At 72.4% G+C, this 16,687-nt stretch carries 17 protein-coding genes; 6 read left to right on the forward strand and 11 right to left on the reverse strand.

All coding sequences use genetic code 11. The annotated features are described in order from the left end of the window. Nucleotides 1–90 precede the first annotated feature (90 nt). Both rpmI and infC read right to left on the reverse strand, forming a co-directional pair. Nucleotides 91–285 (reverse strand): 50S ribosomal protein L35, encoded by a 195-nt coding sequence (gene rpmI / locus ACZ4YL_RS14575; RefSeq protein ID WP_030012385.1) that lies wholly within the window; start codon nucleotides 283–285, stop codon nucleotides 91–93. Nucleotides 286–390: 105 nt separating this feature from the next. Then, entirely contained in the window at nucleotides 391–1,125 is a 735-nt protein-coding gene (infC, locus tag ACZ4YL_RS14580) for a translation initiation factor IF-3 (protein ID WP_468116614.1), read from the reverse strand. A 325-nt stretch (nucleotides 1,126–1,450) separates the two neighbouring features. Between infC and ACZ4YL_RS14585 the strand changes: the two genes are divergently transcribed. Then, the gene (locus ACZ4YL_RS14585; RefSeq protein WP_301372249.1) at nucleotides 1,451–1,828 is read left to right on the forward strand and encodes a DUF1844 domain-containing protein; all 378 of its coding nucleotides are present in this window, start codon (nucleotides 1,451–1,453) and stop codon (nucleotides 1,826–1,828) included. 105 nt (nucleotides 1,829–1,933) lie between these two features. On the opposite strand, the gene ACZ4YL_RS14590 is transcribed toward ACZ4YL_RS14585, so the two are convergent. Genes ACZ4YL_RS14590 through ACZ4YL_RS14600 form a run of 3 tightly spaced genes read right to left on the reverse strand, consistent with a single transcriptional unit; the run spans nucleotide 1,934 to nucleotide 4,719 of the window. Next, complete coding sequence (locus ACZ4YL_RS14590) at nucleotides 1,934–2,674, reverse strand: SseB family protein (protein ID WP_468116616.1); 741 nt, start codon at nucleotides 2,672–2,674, stop codon at nucleotides 1,934–1,936. A 21-nt stretch (nucleotides 2,675–2,695) separates the two neighbouring features. Then, nucleotides 2,696–3,901 (reverse strand): type VII secretion-associated serine protease mycosin, encoded by a 1,206-nt coding sequence (gene mycP / locus ACZ4YL_RS14595; RefSeq protein ID WP_468116618.1) that lies wholly within the window; start codon nucleotides 3,899–3,901, stop codon nucleotides 2,696–2,698. Then, nucleotides 3,898–4,719, reverse strand: a complete 822-nt coding sequence (locus ACZ4YL_RS14600; RefSeq protein WP_468116620.1) for a hypothetical protein — start codon at nucleotides 4,717–4,719, stop codon at nucleotides 3,898–3,900. The genes mycP and ACZ4YL_RS14600 overlap by 4 nt, the downstream gene beginning before the upstream one ends. A 414-nt stretch (nucleotides 4,720–5,133) precedes the next feature. Between ACZ4YL_RS14600 and ACZ4YL_RS14605 the strand changes: the two genes are divergently transcribed. Continuing rightward, entirely contained in the window at nucleotides 5,134–6,336 is a 1,203-nt protein-coding gene (locus ACZ4YL_RS14605) for an amino acid deaminase/aldolase (protein ID WP_468116622.1), read from the forward strand. 28 nt (nucleotides 6,337–6,364) lie between these two features. Here the strand turns inward: ACZ4YL_RS14605 and ACZ4YL_RS14610 are convergent, their stop codons facing one another. The 5 genes from ACZ4YL_RS14610 to ACZ4YL_RS14630 all read right to left on the reverse strand — a co-directional run bounded on the left by ACZ4YL_RS14610 (nucleotide 6,365) and on the right by ACZ4YL_RS14630 (nucleotide 12,029). Beyond that, nucleotides 6,365–7,000 (reverse strand): GNAT family N-acetyltransferase, encoded by a 636-nt coding sequence (locus tag ACZ4YL_RS14610; protein WP_468116624.1) that lies wholly within the window; start codon nucleotides 6,998–7,000, stop codon nucleotides 6,365–6,367. A gap of 96 nt (nucleotides 7,001–7,096) precedes the next feature. Next, nucleotides 7,097–8,374: a haloacid dehalogenase-like hydrolase gene (locus ACZ4YL_RS14615; protein WP_468116626.1), complete on the reverse strand. Its 1,278-nt coding sequence runs from the start codon at nucleotides 8,372–8,374 to the stop codon at nucleotides 7,097–7,099. A gap of 97 nt (nucleotides 8,375–8,471) precedes the next feature. After that, nucleotides 8,472–9,257 carry a 3-oxoacyl-ACP reductase gene (locus ACZ4YL_RS14620; RefSeq protein WP_314249478.1) on the reverse strand — a complete coding sequence of 262 codons (786 nt, stop codon included), beginning with the start codon at nucleotides 9,255–9,257 and terminating at the stop codon, nucleotides 8,472–8,474. A gap of 5 nt (nucleotides 9,258–9,262) precedes the next feature. After that, nucleotides 9,263–10,627, reverse strand: coding sequence for an aldehyde dehydrogenase family protein (locus ACZ4YL_RS14625; protein ID WP_468116627.1), 1,365 nt, complete (start codon nucleotides 10,625–10,627; stop codon nucleotides 9,263–9,265). A 37-nt stretch (nucleotides 10,628–10,664) separates the two neighbouring features. Beyond that, nucleotides 10,665–12,029, reverse strand: coding sequence for a glutamine synthetase family protein (locus tag ACZ4YL_RS14630; RefSeq protein WP_351159062.1), 1,365 nt, complete (start codon nucleotides 12,027–12,029; stop codon nucleotides 10,665–10,667). Between the two features lie 77 nt (nucleotides 12,030–12,106). On the opposite strand from ACZ4YL_RS14630, the gene ACZ4YL_RS14635 reads away from it, so the two are divergent. The 4 genes from ACZ4YL_RS14635 to ACZ4YL_RS14650 all read left to right on the forward strand — a co-directional run bounded on the left by ACZ4YL_RS14635 (nucleotide 12,107) and on the right by ACZ4YL_RS14650 (nucleotide 16,179). Next, nucleotides 12,107–12,853, forward strand: coding sequence for a FadR/GntR family transcriptional regulator (locus tag ACZ4YL_RS14635; RefSeq protein ID WP_382550406.1), 747 nt, complete (start codon nucleotides 12,107–12,109; stop codon nucleotides 12,851–12,853). A gap of 122 nt (nucleotides 12,854–12,975) precedes the next feature. Next, nucleotides 12,976–14,454 (forward strand): ethanolamine permease, encoded by a 1,479-nt coding sequence (eat, locus tag ACZ4YL_RS14640; RefSeq protein WP_468116630.1) that lies wholly within the window; start codon nucleotides 12,976–12,978, stop codon nucleotides 14,452–14,454. A gap of 44 nt (nucleotides 14,455–14,498) precedes the next feature. Then, on the forward strand, nucleotides 14,499–15,206 hold the full coding sequence (locus tag ACZ4YL_RS14645) for a gamma-glutamyl-gamma-aminobutyrate hydrolase family protein (RefSeq protein ID WP_468116632.1): 708 nt from the start codon (nucleotides 14,499–14,501) through the stop codon (nucleotides 15,204–15,206). A gap of 178 nt (nucleotides 15,207–15,384) precedes the next feature. Beyond that, entirely contained in the window at nucleotides 15,385–16,179 is a 795-nt protein-coding gene (locus ACZ4YL_RS14650) for a hypothetical protein (RefSeq protein WP_468116634.1), read from the forward strand. 36 nt (nucleotides 16,180–16,215) lie between these two features. Here the strand turns inward: ACZ4YL_RS14650 and ACZ4YL_RS14655 are convergent, their stop codons facing one another. Continuing rightward, complete coding sequence (locus tag ACZ4YL_RS14655) at nucleotides 16,216–16,572, reverse strand: hypothetical protein (RefSeq protein WP_468116635.1); 357 nt, start codon at nucleotides 16,570–16,572, stop codon at nucleotides 16,216–16,218. Between the last annotated feature and the right edge of the window lie 115 nt (nucleotides 16,573–16,687).

Genomic DNA, 16,687 nt, shown 5'->3' on the forward strand with positions numbered 1-16,687 from the left:
AGCGGGGCCGTGGGTGTCTTCACACAGCCCGAAATTCGATGGGGTCCCGGTCTCGACGTGCGTCCGCTCCCGGCAGGGGGAGCGGAGACGTCAGATGCCGAGAAGCTTCTTGATCTTCGCGGCGTCGCCGGGGGCCATCTCCGCGTTGCCGGTGAGGCGGCGGGTGACACGGGACGACTTGTGCTCGAGCAGGTGGCGCTTGCCGGCGCGCTCACGGAGCACCTTGCCGGAGCCGGTGACCTTGAAGCGCTTCTTGGTACCGCTGTGCGTCTTGTTCTTCGGCATGGCGCCGTTATCTCCTCGTCGGTGGCGCTCCCACCGGTCCGGTACGGGACCGGCTTACGGGAGCGTCATGTTGTGTCGGGTGATCCTGGACGGGGTGTCCAGGAATCAGGCCTCGGCGTTCGCCTCGTCGGCCGGAGCCTCTTCGGCAGCGGCCTCGGTGGCCTCGTCGGAGGCGACCTCGGTGGTGTCATCGACCTCGACGGCGGCGTCCTCGGAAGGAGCCTCGTCTTCGGTGTGGGCGACACCCTGGCGCTCCGCCTTGCGGGCGGCCTGCGCCTCGCGGGCTTCGGCCATCGCCTCGGTCTTCTTCTTGTGCGGACCGAGGACCATGATCATGTTTCGGCCGTCCTGCTTCGGGTTCGACTCGATGAACCCGAGGTCCTCGACGTCCGAAGCGAGACGCTGCAGCAGTCGGTAGCCGAGTTCCGGCCGGGACTGCTCGCGACCACGGAACATGATCGTGATCTTGACCTTGTCGCCCTGCTTGAGGAACCGAACGACGTGACCCTTCTTGGTGTCATAGTCGTGCGGGTCGATCTTCGGCCGGAGCTTCATTTCCTTGATGACCGTGTGCGCCTGGTTCTTGCGCGCCTCACGGGCCTTCATGGCCGACTCGTACTTGAACTTGCCGTAGTCCATGAGCTTGCAGACCGGCGGGCGTGCGGACGCCGCGACCTCGACCAGGTCGAGGTCGTACTCCTGCGCGAGCTCAAGCGCCTTGGCAAGCGGCACGATGCCGACCTGCTCGCCGCTGGGACCGACAAGCCGTACCTCGGGAACGCGAATCCGGTCGTTGATGCGGGGCTCGGTGCTGATGGATCCTCCTCGGTAGCACCACACGGCTGCCTGGCAGACAGCCGCTGACGTGTATTTCCGTCAGACCGACCGCAGCGGGAGAATGAAAAAAGCCCCGCCGGGCACAGGCAGGGGCTCCAAAACAACCGGAACACCGCCGCGTGCGAACCGCGGGGCGTAGACTCGGGCAGCTTTCCATCGTCCGTACGGAACGATGGATGCCACCTGACCGGTGACCCGCCGCCCCGGAGGGCAGTCAGGTGGGAGAACGGAGCCTCCACTTGTGGGCCGGGCACAGAAGTGTCCGGCCGGTCGAAGTACATACTAGCACCCGCGCCGCAAGCCCGCCGCACGGCATATCGTGGGACGCATGACTGACGCGACACCCCCCACCGAACCCGCTGCCGACGGCACCCCCGACTACGACACCATGACCCGCGACATCGCGGACGTGCCCGCCGTCGAGGTGATCACCACGGTGGCCGTGCACCTGCTGAGCGCCGCGGCGGTCAACCTGGGCCTGGACAAGCCGGACTCCGAGCACAAGGACCTCGACGAGGCCCGCAAGCTGATCACGGCCCTGGCCGGCCTGGTCACCGCGAGCGCCACCGAGATCAGCTCCTTCCACGCCGCCCCGCTGCGCGACGGCCTGAAGTCGCTCCAGCTGGCCTTCCGCGAGGCCTCGATCGTGCCGGACGAGCCGGGCCAGGGGCCGGGCGAGAAGTTCACGGGTCCCGTCTTCGGCTGAGCCCGTACCGGAAAGACAAAGGACGACGGCCGGTGCACCCCGCGTGGGGCGCACCGGCCGTCGTCATGTCCGGGGGCCGCGCGGCCCCCGGCTCGCGGCTCGCGGTCAGCGGGTGAACAGGGGCTCGCCGGGCGGAGCCGGGGCGTCCGACGGGAGCAGTGCCAGGTCCAGCCCGCGGACCAGCCGGGCCCGCAGGGTGGTGTCCGCCGCCAGCGCCTCGGCGACGCGCCGGGCCGCCGCGGGCGCCTGCGCGCCCTCAGCCAGCACGATCGCCAGGGTGCCGTCGGAGTCTGCGCCGCCCGCGCCGAGGTGGGCGCGCAGGACGGCCGGCTCCGCGGACACGGCGGCCCGTACGGCCTCCCGTACGGCGGGATCGGCCAGCGGGCCCGCGTCGGTGCGGCCCTCGGCGAGCGCGAGCAGCGCGGAACCGGTCAGCTGGTACGTGACGGGGCCGGCCAGGTCCAGGACGACGGTGTCGGCCTTCTCGTGCGCGGCGGCCGCCAGCGCCTGGTGCAGCGGGACGGCCACCGGCCGGGCCGTGGGGTCCCAGAGCGCGAGCGAGGCGATCGAGGTGAAGGCGGGCAGCGCCCGCCGGTCGCCGGCCCGCAGGGTCGGGACGGCCATGTCGCTGGTCTTCTCGCGCTTGAGGCCCGTCTCCGGGTCGGTCTCCACCTCACCGAGGACGGCGACCACCGGGACCAGCAGGCGGGCGCCCTTGAGTGCGGCCAGCACCTCCGGCTCCTTCGCCCGGTCCTCGGACCAGGCGGCCAGGGCCGCGGTCAGCCGGGGATCGGCGGAGCCGTCGTCGTCGGAGAATCCCGGGTCGGGAATGTTCTTGTTCGCCATGTTCGCCACAGTTACCCGACCCTACTGTGCCGCGTACGGGTCCTGGCCACGGCCCCGGGTGCCCCGGCGCGGGCGCCGCGCGAGTACGGCGGCCAGGACGAGCAGCACCGCGCCCGCGACCGCGGCCGCCGGGGCTCCCAGCCGGGCGCCCCGCTCGGGCGGGCGGACCGGCTCGGGGCCGGGGCCGAAGTACGTGCTCCCGGCCGCGGCGGGCACGGGCGCCGGAGCGTCCGGGCGCATCCCCTCGGCGGCCTGGAGGGCGGCGACGGGATCGACCAGCCCGTGACCGCGGGCGTCGTCGCGGCCGCCGGCCGGTGAGTCGGAGGCGGTCGCCTCCAGCAGCTTCTTCACCTGGGCCGGGGTCAGGTCGGGGTGCGCGGACAGGACGAGGGCCACGGCGCCGGAGACGAAGGCCGCCGCGGCGCTGGTGCCCCAGCCCTCGTAGTACGAGCGGTCGGGGTCGGCGATGACGACGTCGACGCCGGGGGCGCTGACGGTGGCGTACCAGTTGCGGGTGGAGAACTTGGCCTTCTTGCCGCGGCGGTCGACGGCGGCGACGGCGATGACCCCCGGATAGGCGGCCGGGTAGGAGACGCGGTCGCCCGCCTCGCCGCCGTTGCCCGCGGAGGCCACGACGACCACGCCCTTGGCGAGGGCGTACTGGACGGCCTCGTCCTCCCCCGCCTCGTGGTGGGCGGAGTCGCTGTCGTCGCCGAGGGACAGGTTGATCACGTCGGCGCCGTGGTCCGCGGCCCAGCGAATGCCCTCGGCGAGGGAGCCGCCCTTGCTGTCGCGGGCCTTGGCGCGGCCCGGGTCGCCCTCTTCGAGGATCACCCGGACGGGCAGGATCCGTGCCTGCGGGGCCATGCCGAGGACGCCCTGGCCGCGGCTGGGGCCGTGGCCGTGCCCGGCGATGATGCTCGCCATGGCGGTTCCGTGGCGGGCCCAGGCGCGGTCGCCGGGGCCGGCCCCCATGCCGATCAGGTCGGTGCCGGCGAGGACCTGACCGGAGAGGTCGGGATGGGACTCGTCGACGCCGGTGTCGAGGACGGCGACGGTCACTCCGGCGCCCCGGGTGGTGCCCCAGGCCTCCTCGGCGCGCAGCGCCAGCAGACCCCACTGGCGGTCGCGGATGTTGTCGGCGGCGGCGGGGGTCGCGGTGGCGGACACGAGGAGGGTCGCGGCGAGCAGGGCGGCGGCCGCCTGCCCTGAGGCTCGGCGGATCATCGGCTGAGCTCCGGGGTGGGCGGTGCGGGCGTGGCGGGCGGTGCGGGTGGTGCGGCGAGGAAGGCGAGGCCGTGGCCGACGCGGTCGGCGAGCGCCTGGGCCTCGTGGCCGAGACCGGCCTGGGCGGCGGCGCCCGTGGCGTCCTTCTTCATCAGGTCCGCGGCGGGACGGGGTGCGTCCAGGGCGCGGCCGTCGGCGAAGGCGGAGACGGTGTAGACGACGACGGGTGCCTCGGTGAGTACGGAGGCGGCCCAGGCGGCGCGCTGCGTGTCGGTGAACCCGTACGCGGGCGGAGCCGGGATCCGGCCCCTGAGGGCCGTCATCGTGGGGGCGTCGGCAGGGGTGAAGACCATGCCGACGGTGACCAGCGAGCTGCGGGTGGCGTCGGTGTAGGTGGCGCGCAGCACGCGGGTGCAGCCGGTGGCGGCCAGCAGGGCCTGCCAGTCGGCGGCGAGGGCGGCCGGGCAGTCGGCGTCGGGGGCGAGCGCGATCCGGGTCCAGGTGCGGTCGGAGCCGCCGGGGCCGGCGGAAGGGCCGGTCAGGACGGGCGGGAGCAGGCTGTCGACGGGGGCGGCACGCCACAGCGACCCGGCCTTGCGGTAGGCGGCGTCGGCGGGGAGGGGGCGGGCCGCGGCGCGGTGTTCGGCCCAGGTGGTGAGGGCGGCCCCGCCGACGAGGCCGCTGCCGAGGAGCACGCAGAGCGTGGCGGCGAGGACCCGTACGGGGTGGCGGCGCGTGTTCGCTTGCGCGAGCTCGGGCTGGGGCGGGGTCGGTTCGGGCTCGCCCAGGATCGCGGTCCGCGGTGTCGTCGTGGTCATCCGGCGGCTCCGCCCCCCGTTCCGTACGGCTGCCTGCCCGTACTCTACGGCGTCGCCGCCACAAGGTGGATCCCGGTACCACCCCGGAACCACCCCCACCGCCCAATCCAGCCCCCGCCGCACCAATCCAGCCCCGCCGACGTTTGAGGCGCGCGCGGTTACCGGTGGCGGAGCCCCGACCGAACCAGCCCCGCCGGCGATTGAAGCGTGCGGGGTTCCAGGGGCGGAGCCCCGACCAATCCAGCCCCGTCGGCGTTTGAGGCGCGGGGCTCGGGGCGGAGCCCCGGTCCTTGAGGCGCCCGGCCCCGCCGGCGACCGCGTCGCGGGGCTCCGGGGCGGCGCCCCGGGAAACGGGGAAAGGGCGGGGCGGGGAACCCCTACCCACCGGTAGAGACCTCTGGCAAGCTGCCGCCCATGAACTCCCCCGCCACCGACCGCGCCCGGTACGACCGGGCGACCGCGCACCTGGACGCGCCGCTGGCCATCGTGGATCTCGACGCCTTCGACGCCAACGCCGACGATCTCGTCCGCCGCGCCGCCGGCAAGCCGGTCCGGGTCGCGAGCAAGTCGGTCCGGTGCCGCGCGCTGCTGGAACGGGTCCTCGCCCGCCCCGGGTTCGCCGGGATCATGTCGTACACCCTCGCCGAATCGCTCTGGCTGGCCCGGTCCGGGTTCGAGGACGTGCTCCTCGCCTATCCCTCCGCCGACCGGGCCGGCTTCGGCGAGCTGGCGAACGACGCCAAGCTGGCCGGCGCCGTCACGGTGATGGTGGACGACCTCGCGCAGCTGGACCTGATCGACGCCGCCCGGGACGGCGGCGCCGAGGAGGTCCGGGTCTGTCTGGAGCTGGACACGGCGCTGCAACTGCTCGGCGGCCGGGTACGGATCGGGGCCCGCCGCTCCCCGCTGCGCGAGCCCGCGCAGCTGGCCGGGCTGGCCCGGGCGGTGGCCGCCCGGCCCGGGTTCCGTGTCGTGGGGCTGATGGCGTACGAGGGACATGTCGCCGGGGTCGGGGACTCGCTGGCGGGTCGCCCGCTGCGGTCCCGGACGATCCGGCTGATGCAGGGCGCGGCCCGCAGGGAGCTGGCGGCGCGGCGGGCCGAGGTGGTGCGGGCCGTGCGGGCGGTCGTACCGGATCTGGAGTTCGTCAACGGCGGCGGTACCGGCAGCGTGCAGCAGACGGCCGCCGAGGACGCGGTGACCGAGATCGCCGCGGGTTCGGGCCTGTACGTGCCCCGGCTGTTCGACAACTACACGTCGTTCAGCGGGCGTCCGGCGGCCCTGTTCGCCCAGCCCGTGGTGCGCAGGCCCGGGGTGGGTGTGGTGACGGTGCTCGGGGGCGGCTATCCGGCCTCCGGTGCGGCCGGGGCGGACCGGCTGCCGGTCCCGTACCTGCCCCAGGGGCTCCGCTATGACCCCCAGGAGGGCGCGGGCGAGGTGCAGACCCCGCTGCTGGGGAGCCCGGCCGACGATCTGCTGATCGGTGACCGGGTCTGGTTCCGGCACGCGAAGGCGGGCGAACTGTGCGAGCGGTTCGACACCTTGCACCTGATCGAGGGCGATCGGGTCACCGACAGCGTGCCGACCTACCGGGGTGAGGGGCGGACCTTCCTCTAATACGGGCCGGATACGGGCCGGATACGGGCTAGATGCGGGTGACGGGCTTGTGGACGAAGCCGGTCAGCGGTGCGAGGACCTTCCAGCCGAGCGTTTCGTAGAGCGCCCGGCCCTGGACGGTCGCGCCCAGGATGCCGGTGGCGGCACCGTTCTCGACGGCCGCGCCGGTGAGGGCGCCCATCACGACCGTTCCGAGGCCGAGGCGCTGGTGGGTCTCCTCGGTGATGATCTGGTCGAAGACGCAGGCGGCACCGGTCAGCCCGATCTGCCCGCGCGCGGCGAGCTTCCCGCCGGCGGCCAGGACGCGCACGCTGACGACGCCGTCGGCGGTCTCGGCGGTGACGGTGTAACCGTCAGGCGGGCGCACGACGGACGGACGCAGGTCGGCGGCCATCAGGAAGCCGGGATCGGTCGGCTCCCACTCGGGCGGGAACCACGGCTCCATGACGTCGGGTGCCACAAAGGCCTTGATCCAGGTGGCCGGTTCGGTGGTCGCGCCGACGAGCCCGCGGGCGGTCCCGGCATCGGCGTCGAGCAGGACGTGCCGGACCGTCTGGGTGGGCAGCCCGACCTGGATGCTCAGCCCCCACGGCGCGTCCACCGGCTTCGGCGCCCGCCGCGAGACGGTCCATCCCTCGACCCACGAGCGCGCGAGTTCCCACATCCGGACACCCCTCCGAGTAATGACTGCCATCCGAATTCGGATGTTACACAAGCAGGGTGACAGCCATCGCCCGCCGAACCTCGTGGGCTCGATCGTCTAGTACACGGAGTCCGTCTGGTCGGGGACGACGCTCCGGTCGCCCCGCAGGACCGGTCCCTTGGTGCCGTCGTGGTCGACGTAGCCGGTCGTCGCGCACGGGTAGGGGTCGGTCTTCCGCTTCTTGGGTTCGATGAACATGGGGTTGACGATCCAGCGGCCGTCGCTGTTGTCGTACGCCCGGCACATCAGCTCGTTCTTGTTGCGGTTCACGACGAGCCGCAGGGCGGTGGCGTCGCGCAGGAACGAGATGTCGGTGTCGGAGTCGCCGGCGGCGAACACCTGGCGGCGGGCGGCGGGCTGGACCTTCTCGGCGGCCGCGCCGCGTACGCCGAAGATCTCCTTGTTGATCCAGCAGCGCTTGCCGTCGATGTAGGTGATCATCGTGTCGGCGCCGTCCCGGACGGTTCCGCAGCCCTGGAGGTGGGCGGTGAACTTGCCGCCGTACGTGGTGGTGTTGCGGATGCCTATGACGTGGTCGGCCTCGATGCCGGTGCCCTGGGCCCAGACCTCGACCACGGGCTGTGGGGAGGCAGAGCTGATCCACACGTCGAAGCCGGCCTTCTGCAGGCCCTTGATCAGGTCCTTCTGCTGGTCGTAGTAGCGGACCCAGCCGGTGGCGGTGGTCGTGGTGCCGACCCGCTGCGTGGTGCCGACGGGCGCGGCGAGGTTCTCGGTGCGGGCGGCGGCGGCGAAGCCGCGGATCTCGCGGGCGGTCCAGCCCTGCATCAGCTGGGGGAGCCAGGCGTACGAGGGTTCGGTGGTGCGGCGGTCCCAGCCGGCGAAGGCGGGGGCGCCGGCGCGGGTCGCGGCGGTGCCGTACACGGCGTTGATCTCGTCGGCGCAGCCGGCTCCGGCCGGGGTTCCGGTGGGCAGCGGGGCGCCGGGGCGGGCGAGGGCGGCGCAGGCGTCGGCCAGGGCCTTGGTGGCGGCGGGGGTGAGGTGACGGCTGGTGGTGGACCAGTCCCCGGCGGCGGGCTGGCGAATCCGGCCGTTGCGCAGGAGCCAGAACATGGTGGCGTCGCCGACGTCGTTCTTGACGACGGTGTTGTCCCAGTCGAAGACGGCGACGGGCTTGGTGCGGCCGGTCCGGTACGGGTTGCAGCTGCCGTACCGGTCGATGAGCTGCTGGAGGCGGGCCTGGTTGTCCCCGTACCAGCCGGAGCCGACGGTGACTTGGGGACAGGGGGTGTGCGCGGCCTGGGCCGGCGGGGCCGCCAGGAGGCCGGATCCGGTGACCGCGGCGAGGGCGAGGGGGGCTGCCCATTTTCTCTGCATGCTGCTCCTTCGAGGGTCGGGACAGCCCTGAGGGGCCGGCCGGGCACCTTGTGGTGCCCGGCCGGCCGGGGTGCGGTGCGGCGCGGTGCCGGTGCGCCTACAGCGGGGTCACGTACGCGCCGGAGATACCGCCGTCGACGAGGAAGTCGGTGGCGTTGATGAAGGAGGAGTCGTCGCTGGCGAGGAAGGCGACGGCGGCGGCGATCTCGGTGGGCTCGGCGAAGCGGCCGAGCGGGATGTGGACGAGGCGGCGGGCGGCGCGCTCGGGGTCCTTGGCGAACAGTTCCTGCAGCAGGGGGGTGTTCACGGGCCCCGGGCACAGGGCGTTGACGCGGATGCCCTCGCGGGCGAACTGCACGCCGAGCTCGCGGGACATGGCCAGGACCCCGCCCTTGGAGGCGGTGTAGGAGATCTGGGAGGTGGCGGCGCCCATGATGGCGACGAAGGAGGCGGTGTTGATGATGGAGCCGCGGCCCTGGCGCTGCATGTAGGGCAGGGCTGCCTTGCAGCACAGGTAGACGGAGGTGAGGTTGACGTCCTGGACGCGCTTCCAGGCCTCCAGGCCGGTGGTCAGGATGGAGTCGTCGTCCGGGGGCGAGATGCCCGCGTTGTTGAAGGCGATGTCCACGGAGCCGTAGGTGTCGAAGGCGGTCTTGAAGAGCGCCTCGACCTCCTCGGGGCTGGTGACGTCGACCTTGACGAACAGACCGCCGACCTCCTCGGCGGCGGCCTTGCCGGCCGTCTCGTCGATGTCCGCGCAGACCACGTTGGCGCCTTCGGAGGCCAGGCGGCGGGCGGTGGCGAGGCCGATGCCGCTGCCGGCTCCGGTGATGACGGCGGTGCGGCCGACCAGGCGGCGGCAGATGATCTCTTCGTTGGACATGTGCTTCAGGCCTCCGTGCTGATGAAGACGTTCTTGGTCTCGGTGAATGCGGTGAGGGCGTCGGGTCCGAGCTCGCGGCCGAGCCCGGACTGCTTGTAGCCGCCGAAGGGGGTCCAGTAGCGGACGCTGCTGTGGGAGTTGACGGACAGGTTGCCGGCAGCGACGGCGCGCGAGACGCGCAGCGCGCGCCCGATGTCGCGGGTCCAGAGGGAGCCGGAGAGGCCGTACTCGGTCGCGTTGGCCAGGCGTACGGCGTCCTCCTCGTCCTCGAAGGGCAGGACGACGGCGACCGGTCCGAAGACCTCCTCGGCGGCCACGGGCGCGGTGGGGGCGACGTCCGTGACGAGGGTGGGCGGGTACCAGAAGCCGGGGCCTGCGGGGGCGGTGCCGCGGATGGCGGTGAGGTCGTCGGTGACGAAGGACCGTACGCGGTCCAGCTGGGTCCGGGAGATCAGCGGGCCCATCTGGGTCTTCTCGTCGAGCGGGTCGCCCACGGTCACGGCCGCGATGCCGGGGGCGACGAGCTCCAGGAAGCGGTCGTAGGCGGAGCGCTGTACGAGGATGCGGGTGCGGGCGCAGCAGTCCTGGCCGGTGTTGTCGAGGAAGGCCATGGGGGCGGCGGCGGCCGCTGCTTCGAGGTCGGCGTCGGCGAAGACGATGTTGGGGCTCTTGCCACCGAGTTCGAGGGTGACGCGCTTCACCCGGTCGGCGCACTTGGCCATGATCTGCTTGCCGACGCGGGTGGACCCGGTGAAGACGATCTTCGCGACGCCGGGGTGTTCGACGAGTGCGTCGCCGGCGACGTCCCCACGGCCGGGGAGCACCTGGAAGAGGTGCTCGGGGATCCCGGCTTCGAGGGCGAGTTCGGCGAGGCGCAGCGCGGTCAGCGGGGTGGTCTCGGCGGGCTTGAGGATGACGGCGTTGCCGGCGGCGAGCGCCGGGGCCAGGCCCCAGGCGGCGATCGGCATGGGGAAGTTCCACGGGGCGATCACGCCGATGACGCCGAGGGGTTCGAGGAAGGTGATGTCGATGCCGCCGGCGACGGGGATCTGGCGGCCGGAGAGCCGTTCCACTCCCCCGGCGGCGAAGTCGAGGAGGTCGCGTACGTTGCCCGCTTCCCAGCGGGCGTTGCCGATGGTGTGGCCGGCTTCGCGGACCTCCAGCTGGGCCAGTTCCTCGATGTGGCCGTCGACGACCGCGGCGAAGCGGCGCAGCAGCCGGGCCCGGTCGGCGGGGGCGGCCGCCGCCCAGGCGCGCTGGGCCGCGGCGGCCCGGGCGACGGCGGCGTCGACGTCGTCCCGTGTGGCGGCCGGGACGACGGCGACGGTTTCCTCGGTGGCCGGATTCAACACTTCCAGCGCGTCGGACACGTGGTGCCTCACAGTTTCGTTCGGTGGCGTGCGGTGGCTACAGGCGTTCGAAGGAGCGGCGCAGCTCCCAGTCGGTCACCGCGGAGTCGTAGGCGTCGAGTTCCACGCGGGCCATGTTCCGGTAGTGCGCGACCACTTCGGGGCCGAAGGCGGCCTTGGCGATCTCGCTGTTCTCCCAGAGCTCGGCGGCCTCGCGCAAGGTGGCGGGGACGTGTGCGTAGTCGGCGGTGTAGGCGTTCCCGCCGCAGGCCTCGGGGAGCTCCAGGCGGTGCTCGATGCCGTAGAGCCCGGCCGCGACCAGGCCGGCGACGGCGAGGTACGGGTTGACGTCTCCGCCGGGGAGGCGGTTCTCGAAGCGCATGGAGCGGCCGTGGCCGACGACCCGGAGCGCGCAGGTCCGGTTGTCCACGCCCCAGGCGACGGCGGTCGGCGCGAAGGATCCCGGCCGGAAACGCTTGTACGAGTTGATGTTCGGGGCGTAGAGAAGGGAGAAGTCGCGCAGCGCGGCCAGCTGGCCGGCCAGGAAGTGCCGCATCACCGGTGACATTCCGCCTGGGCCGTCCCCGGCCATCGCGTTGTGTCCGTCGGCGTCGGCCAGCGAGAGGTGGATGTGACAGGAGTTGCCCTCGCGCTCGTCGAACTTGGCCATGAAGGTGAGCGAGACACCTTCCTGGGAGGCGATCTCCTTGGCTCCGGTCTTGTAGACGGAGTGCTGGTCACAGGTGGTGAGCGCCTCGTCGTAGCGGAAGGCGATCTCATGCTGGCCGAGGTTGCACTCCCCCTTGGCCGACTCGACGATCAGGCCCGCGGCCTGCATCTCGTTGCGGATCCGGCGCAGCAGGGGTTCGATGCGGCCGGTCCCGAGGACGGAGTAGTCGATGTTGTACTGGTTGGCCGGGGTCAGGCCGCGGTAGCCCGAGTTCCAGGCCTGCTCGTAGGTGTCCTGGAAGACCATGAACTCCAGCTCGGTGCCCACCATCGCGGTGTAGCCGGCCTCGGCGAGGCGCTCCAGCTGGCGGCGCAGGATCTGCCGGGGCGCGGCGACGACGGGCGAGCCGTCGTTCCAGGCGAGGTCGGCGAGCAGGAAGGCGCTGCCGGGGTTCCACGGGATGCGGCGCAGGGTGGCGAGGTCGGGGTGCATGGCGAAGTCGCCGTAGCCCCGGTCCCAGGAGGACATCTCGTAACCGTCGACGGTGTTCATGTCGGTATCGACGGCGAGGAGGTAGTTGCAGCCCTCGGTACCGTGCTCGAGGACCTCGTCGAGGAAGAACTGTGCGGCGAACCGCTTGCCCTGGAGCCTCCCCTGCATGTCGGGGAAGGCCAGGACGACTGTGTCGATCTCACCACTGGCGACGAGGGAGCGGAGCTCCTCGGGCGCGAGCGGCGGCTTGCGGTCTACCACTGGAATCTCTCCTTCGGTGAGCCGAGGAGGCCTAAGGTATTGAATAGAACCATTGCTTGGGAAGGGGAGGAGCCGAGATGACCGATACGGCGAGCGAAGGCGGCGCCACCGCACGACTGAATCCCGTGCTGCGGCAGGTGCGGGCGGGCAACGGTTTCGAGGAGGCGCTGGAGCAGATCCTCCAGGTGGTCCGGCTGGGTCTGGTGCCGGGCGGCGAACGGCTGCCACCCGAGCGCGAGCTGGCGGAGCGCATGGGGATCAGCCGGGTGACCCTGCGCGAGGTGCTGAAGGTGCTGCAGGACCAGGGGCTCGTGGAGGCCCGGCGCGGGCGGTACGGCGGAACGTTCGTGCTGCCCCGGCCCGACACCCCGGCCGGCGGCGCCGAGGAGGAGCTGCGCCGGCGCGTCGCGGGGGTGGACATCGAGGACGTCCTGCGGTTCCGCGAGGTCCTGGAGGTGGGGGCGGCCGGACTGTGCGCCTCCCAGGGCCTGACCGAGGAGGGCACCGAACGACTGCTCGGCGCCCTGGCGGCCACCCATGACGCCCCGCTCGCCGACTATCGCCGCCAGGACACGCTCTTCCACCTCACCCTGTGCGAACTGGCCGGGTCCGCCACCCTGACGGCCCAGTACGCCGCCGTCCGGGCCACCGTGAACGACCTGCTGGACTGCATCCCGCTGCTCGTACGCAACCTGGAGCACTCCCAGCAGCAGCACAGCACGCTGGTGGAGGCGGTGCTGGAGGGCGACGCGGCCGGGGCCCGGGAGACCATGCGCGAGCACTGCTGCGGCACGGCGGCGCTGCTGCGGGGCTTCCTGACCTGAGCGGCGCCAGGGGCGGCCCGAGAGGGTTTCGTAACTTCTGTTTAACGCAGAGGTCTTGCGCACTCCGCCCCTCTAAGGCAAAGGTACGCCCCACAACCATTGCCCTGAGGCAGGAGCGCACGATGGCCGACGACATCGAGGCACGGCTCGCCGCCGTACCCGCACCCACCAAGTCCCCCGACGGCGGGGACAGCCCCGACGAATATCTCGCGCGCCGGACGCTGCGCCGCGGCAGCGCCGGCTGGCTGCTCCTCACCGGTCTCGGCGTCGCCTATGTCGTCTCCGGGGACTTCTCCGGCTGGAACGTCGGCCTCGACAAGGGCGGCTTCGGCGGCCTCGCCATCGCCACCGTCCTCATGGGCGCGATGTACGCCTGTCTGGTCTTCTCGCTCGCCGAGCTGTCCACCATCCTGCCGACCGCGGGCGGCGGCTACGGCTTCGCCCGCCGCGCGCTCGGCCCGTGGGGCGGTTTCCTCACCGGCACCGCCATCCTCATCGAGTACATCCTGGCCCCGGCCGCGATCGTCATCTTCATCGGCGACTACGTCGAATCCCTCGGCCTCTTCGGACTCACCTCCAGCTGGCCCGTCTACCTCGGCTGCTTCGTCATCTTCATCGGCGTCCACCTCTGGGGCGTCGGCGAGGCGCTCCGCTTCAGCCTCGTCGTGACCGCGATCGCCGTCGCCGCGCTGCTGATCTTCGCGGTGGGGGCCTTCACCGAGTTCGACGCCTCCGGCCTGAACAACATCCCCGTCGACGCGGCCGCCTTCGGCTCGAACTCCTGGCTGCCGCTGGGCGTCCTGGGCATCTGGGCCGCGTTCCCCTTCGGCATGTGGTTCTTCCTCGGCGTGGAAGGCGTACCGCTGGCGGCCGAAGAGGCCAAGGACCCGGTCCGCTCGATGCCGAAGGCCCTCTCCATCTCCATGGGCATCCTCGCCCTGCTCGCCCTGATCACCTTCTTCGCCGCGACCGGCGCCCAGGGCGCCGACGCCGTCAAGGCCGCCGGCAACCCGCTGGTCGTGGCCCTGGAAGGGGACGGCGGCCCGACCGCGCTCAGCCGCTTCGTGAACTACGCGGGCCTGGCCGGCCTGGTGGCCTCCTTCTTCTCCCTCATCTACGCGGGCTCGCGCCAGCTCTTCGCCCTCTCCCGGGCCGGCTACCTGCCCCGCTTCCTCTCGCTCACCTCGAAGCGCAAGGCCCCGTACCTGGGCCTGATCATCCCCGGCGCGATCGGCTTCGCCCTTGCCGCGGCCACCGGCGACGGAGCCCGCATGCTCAACATCGCGGTGTTCGGCGCCACCATCTCCTACGCCCTGATGGCCCTCTCGCACATCGTGCTGCGCCGCCGGGAGCCGGACCTGGAGCGCCCGTACCGCACCCCGGGCGGGATCCTGACCTCCTCGGTGGCCTTCGCACTCGCCCTGTCGGCCCTGGTCGCCACCTTCCTGGTGGACAAGGACGCCGCGTTCATCGCCCTGGCCGTGTACGCCGTCGCCCTGGCCTACTTCGCCTTCTACAGTCGGCACCACCTGGTGGCCTCGGCCCCGGAGGAGGAGTTCGCGGCTCTCGCGGAAGCCGAGGCGGAACTGACCCGCGACTGAAACCCTGTTCCTGCCCTGCTCTGCCCCTGTCGGAGGTAACGAACGTGCCCAGGCCGCTCATCGGCATCACCACCTACGTCGAGGATTCCACCCGCTACGGCGTGTGGGACCTCCCGACATCCCTCGTACCGACCGGGTACTACGAACTCGTCCAGGCGGCGGGCGGCGCGGCCGTGCTGCTCCCGCCGGACGAACCCGGATCGGCGGCGGAGGTGCTGAGCCGGGTGGACGGCCTGGTCGTCGCGGGCGGCCCTGACCTGGACCCGGTGCACTACGGAGCCGCGCGCGACTCCCGTACGGGCGCCCCCGCCACGGTCCGCGACCACTGGGAGCTGGCCCTGATCGCCGCCGCGCTGGACGCGGACCTGCCCCTGCTCGGCATCTGCCGCGGCATGCAGGCCCTGAACGTGGCCCTGGGCGGCACGCTGATCCAGCACATCGACGGCCACTTCGAGACGCCGGGGGCCATCTCCTGGCACCCGGTCCGCCCGGTCCAGGGCACCCGGTACGCGGACCTGGTCGCGGAGGAGGCGCAGGTCCCGACCTACCACCACCAGGCCGTCGACCGGCTGGGCCGCGGCCTGGTCGTCTCGGCCCACGCGGTCGACGGCACGGTGGAGGCGATCGAACTGCCCGACCCGGAGCGGTGGGTGCTGGGCGTCCAGTGGCACCCGGAGCGGGACACGGACACGCGGGTGATGTCCGCCCTGGTCGAGGCGGCCTCCGTCCGCACCCCGGTACCGGTGGGCTGACGGCCCGCACCCCCTCCGCCCCTCCCTCGCGCCCGACGGCGCGGGGTGAGGGGGTGTCTTGTCGGTCAGGCCGGACACCGCGAGCCCGGCCTGACCGGCAACACACCCCCTAAGGGCGGAGGTGCGTGGCCGCCCGGCCCGATTGGCCGGCCGCCCGGCGGGCGCGCAGGCTGGGAAGGTGCGGACCGAGGCAAAGGGCACGGCATCCGGCCCGGTGTCCGGGTTCCTGGAGAACCCGGTCATCGGAATGGCTCCGTGGATCGTCTTCTCACTGCTGGTCGGCCCGGGGCGGTTCGAGCTCGCGGTCGGACTGGCGCTGGCCACGGCCGTCGCGCTCATCGCGGCGAGCCACCTGATCAACCGCGGCAGCAGCTGGAAACTCCTGGAACTGGCCGACGTGGTGTTCTTCGCCTCGATGGCCGTCGTCGGAGCCCTGGCGAGCGAGGGGACCCTGCGCTGGCTGGAGACGTACGCGGGCGAGGTCGCGAACATCACCCTGGCCGTGATCGCCTTCGGCTCGATGGCCGTGGGGACGCCCTTCACCCTCCAGTACGCCCGTGAACAGGTCGATCCCTCGCACTGGCACGCGCCCGGCTTCATCCGCGCCAACTACGTGATCACGGGCGTGTGGGGTGCGGCCTTCGTGGTGGCGGCCCTCGCGGGAGCCTACGGGGACCTGGTCCTGCACAACCCGAACAACATCTGGACCGGCTGGATCATCCAGATCCTGGCCATCGTCGCCGCGCTGAAGTTCACCGTCTGGTACCCGGACGTCGTCCGCGCCCGCGCGGTCCGCGAGGCCACCGGCGAGGGCCCCGAACCACCCGGCCGGGCCGGACTGTTGCTGCCGCTGGCGGGCCTGCTGGTGCCGATCGGGATCGCCGTCCTCGTCTTCGACAACATGTGGTGGCTGGGCGTCGCGCTGATCGTCGTGGGCTCGCTCCTGACGAAGCGGCTCAGCTCGGAGAGCTGAGCCGCCCCGCGCGGCTCCGGGCCCGGCAGCCGTTCGTCACTCGGGCCGGACGAAGACCACCGACCGCAGTTCGAGGCGCTCCGTGCCGTAGCCCGTGCGCGGCCGCAGCGTGAACTCGCGGCCCGTGCAGTCCGGCTCCGTGAACACGAGCGCCACCTCGTCGGTCCGGTTGCGCGGCGAGTGCGCCGGGGAGCTGGCCGAGGGGTCGGCCACCTCGGGCAGCGTGATGCACTCCCCGCTCGGCGGGTTCTCCAGTACGACCCTCAGCGGCATGCCGTCGAGACCGGAGACCGTGTACTGGAACTGTCCCTCCGCGGCCGAGGCCGACGTCGGGATCGTGAGCAGCAGGGTGACAGCGCCGAAGGCGGCGACGGCGGCATGGCGAAGACGCATCTGGGTTCTCCTCGGGAGAGCGACAAACGTGCAGGAGCCACCTTTGCCGCGTCGCGCACCTCGGTCACCATCCGCACCGCGGCGAATCGATCCCTCCTCGCCCGAACGGACCAGA

It is taken from the genome of Streptomyces sp. NPDC030021 (assembly GCF_055574035.1).

Bases quoted from the DNA above. Each gene is read 5' to 3' on its own strand.
- rpmI (WP_030012385.1), bottom strand. From the start codon at position 285: ATGCCGAAGAACAAGACGCACAGCGGTACCAAGAAGCGCTTCAAGGTC.
- ACZ4YL_RS14600 (WP_468116620.1), bottom strand. From the start codon at position 4,719: ATGACCACGACGACACCGCGGACCGCGATCCTGGGCGAGCCCGAACCG.
- ACZ4YL_RS14585 (WP_301372249.1), top strand. From the start codon at position 1,451: ATGACTGACGCGACACCCCCCACCGAACCCGCTGCCGACGGCACCCCC.
- ACZ4YL_RS14590 (WP_468116616.1), bottom strand. From the start codon at position 2,674: ATGGCGAACAAGAACATTCCCGACCCGGGATTCTCCGACGACGACGGC.
- ACZ4YL_RS14655 (WP_468116635.1), bottom strand. From the start codon at position 16,572: ATGCGTCTTCGCCATGCCGCCGTCGCCGCCTTCGGCGCTGTCACCCTG.
- ACZ4YL_RS14635 (WP_382550406.1), top strand. From the start codon at position 12,107: ATGACCGATACGGCGAGCGAAGGCGGCGCCACCGCACGACTGAATCCC.
- ACZ4YL_RS14620 (WP_314249478.1), bottom strand. From the start codon at position 9,257: ATGTCCAACGAAGAGATCATCTGCCGCCGCCTGGTCGGCCGCACCGCC.
- mycP (WP_468116618.1), bottom strand. From the start codon at position 3,901: ATGATCCGCCGAGCCTCAGGGCAGGCGGCCGCCGCCCTGCTCGCCGCG.
- ACZ4YL_RS14615 (WP_468116626.1), bottom strand. From the start codon at position 8,374: ATGCAGAGAAAATGGGCAGCCCCCCTCGCCCTCGCCGCGGTCACCGGA.
- ACZ4YL_RS14610 (WP_468116624.1), bottom strand. From the start codon at position 7,000: ATGTGGGAACTCGCGCGCTCGTGGGTCGAGGGATGGACCGTCTCGCGG.
- eat (WP_468116630.1), top strand. From the start codon at position 12,976: ATGGCCGACGACATCGAGGCACGGCTCGCCGCCGTACCCGCACCCACC.
- ACZ4YL_RS14605 (WP_468116622.1), top strand. From the start codon at position 5,134: ATGAACTCCCCCGCCACCGACCGCGCCCGGTACGACCGGGCGACCGCG.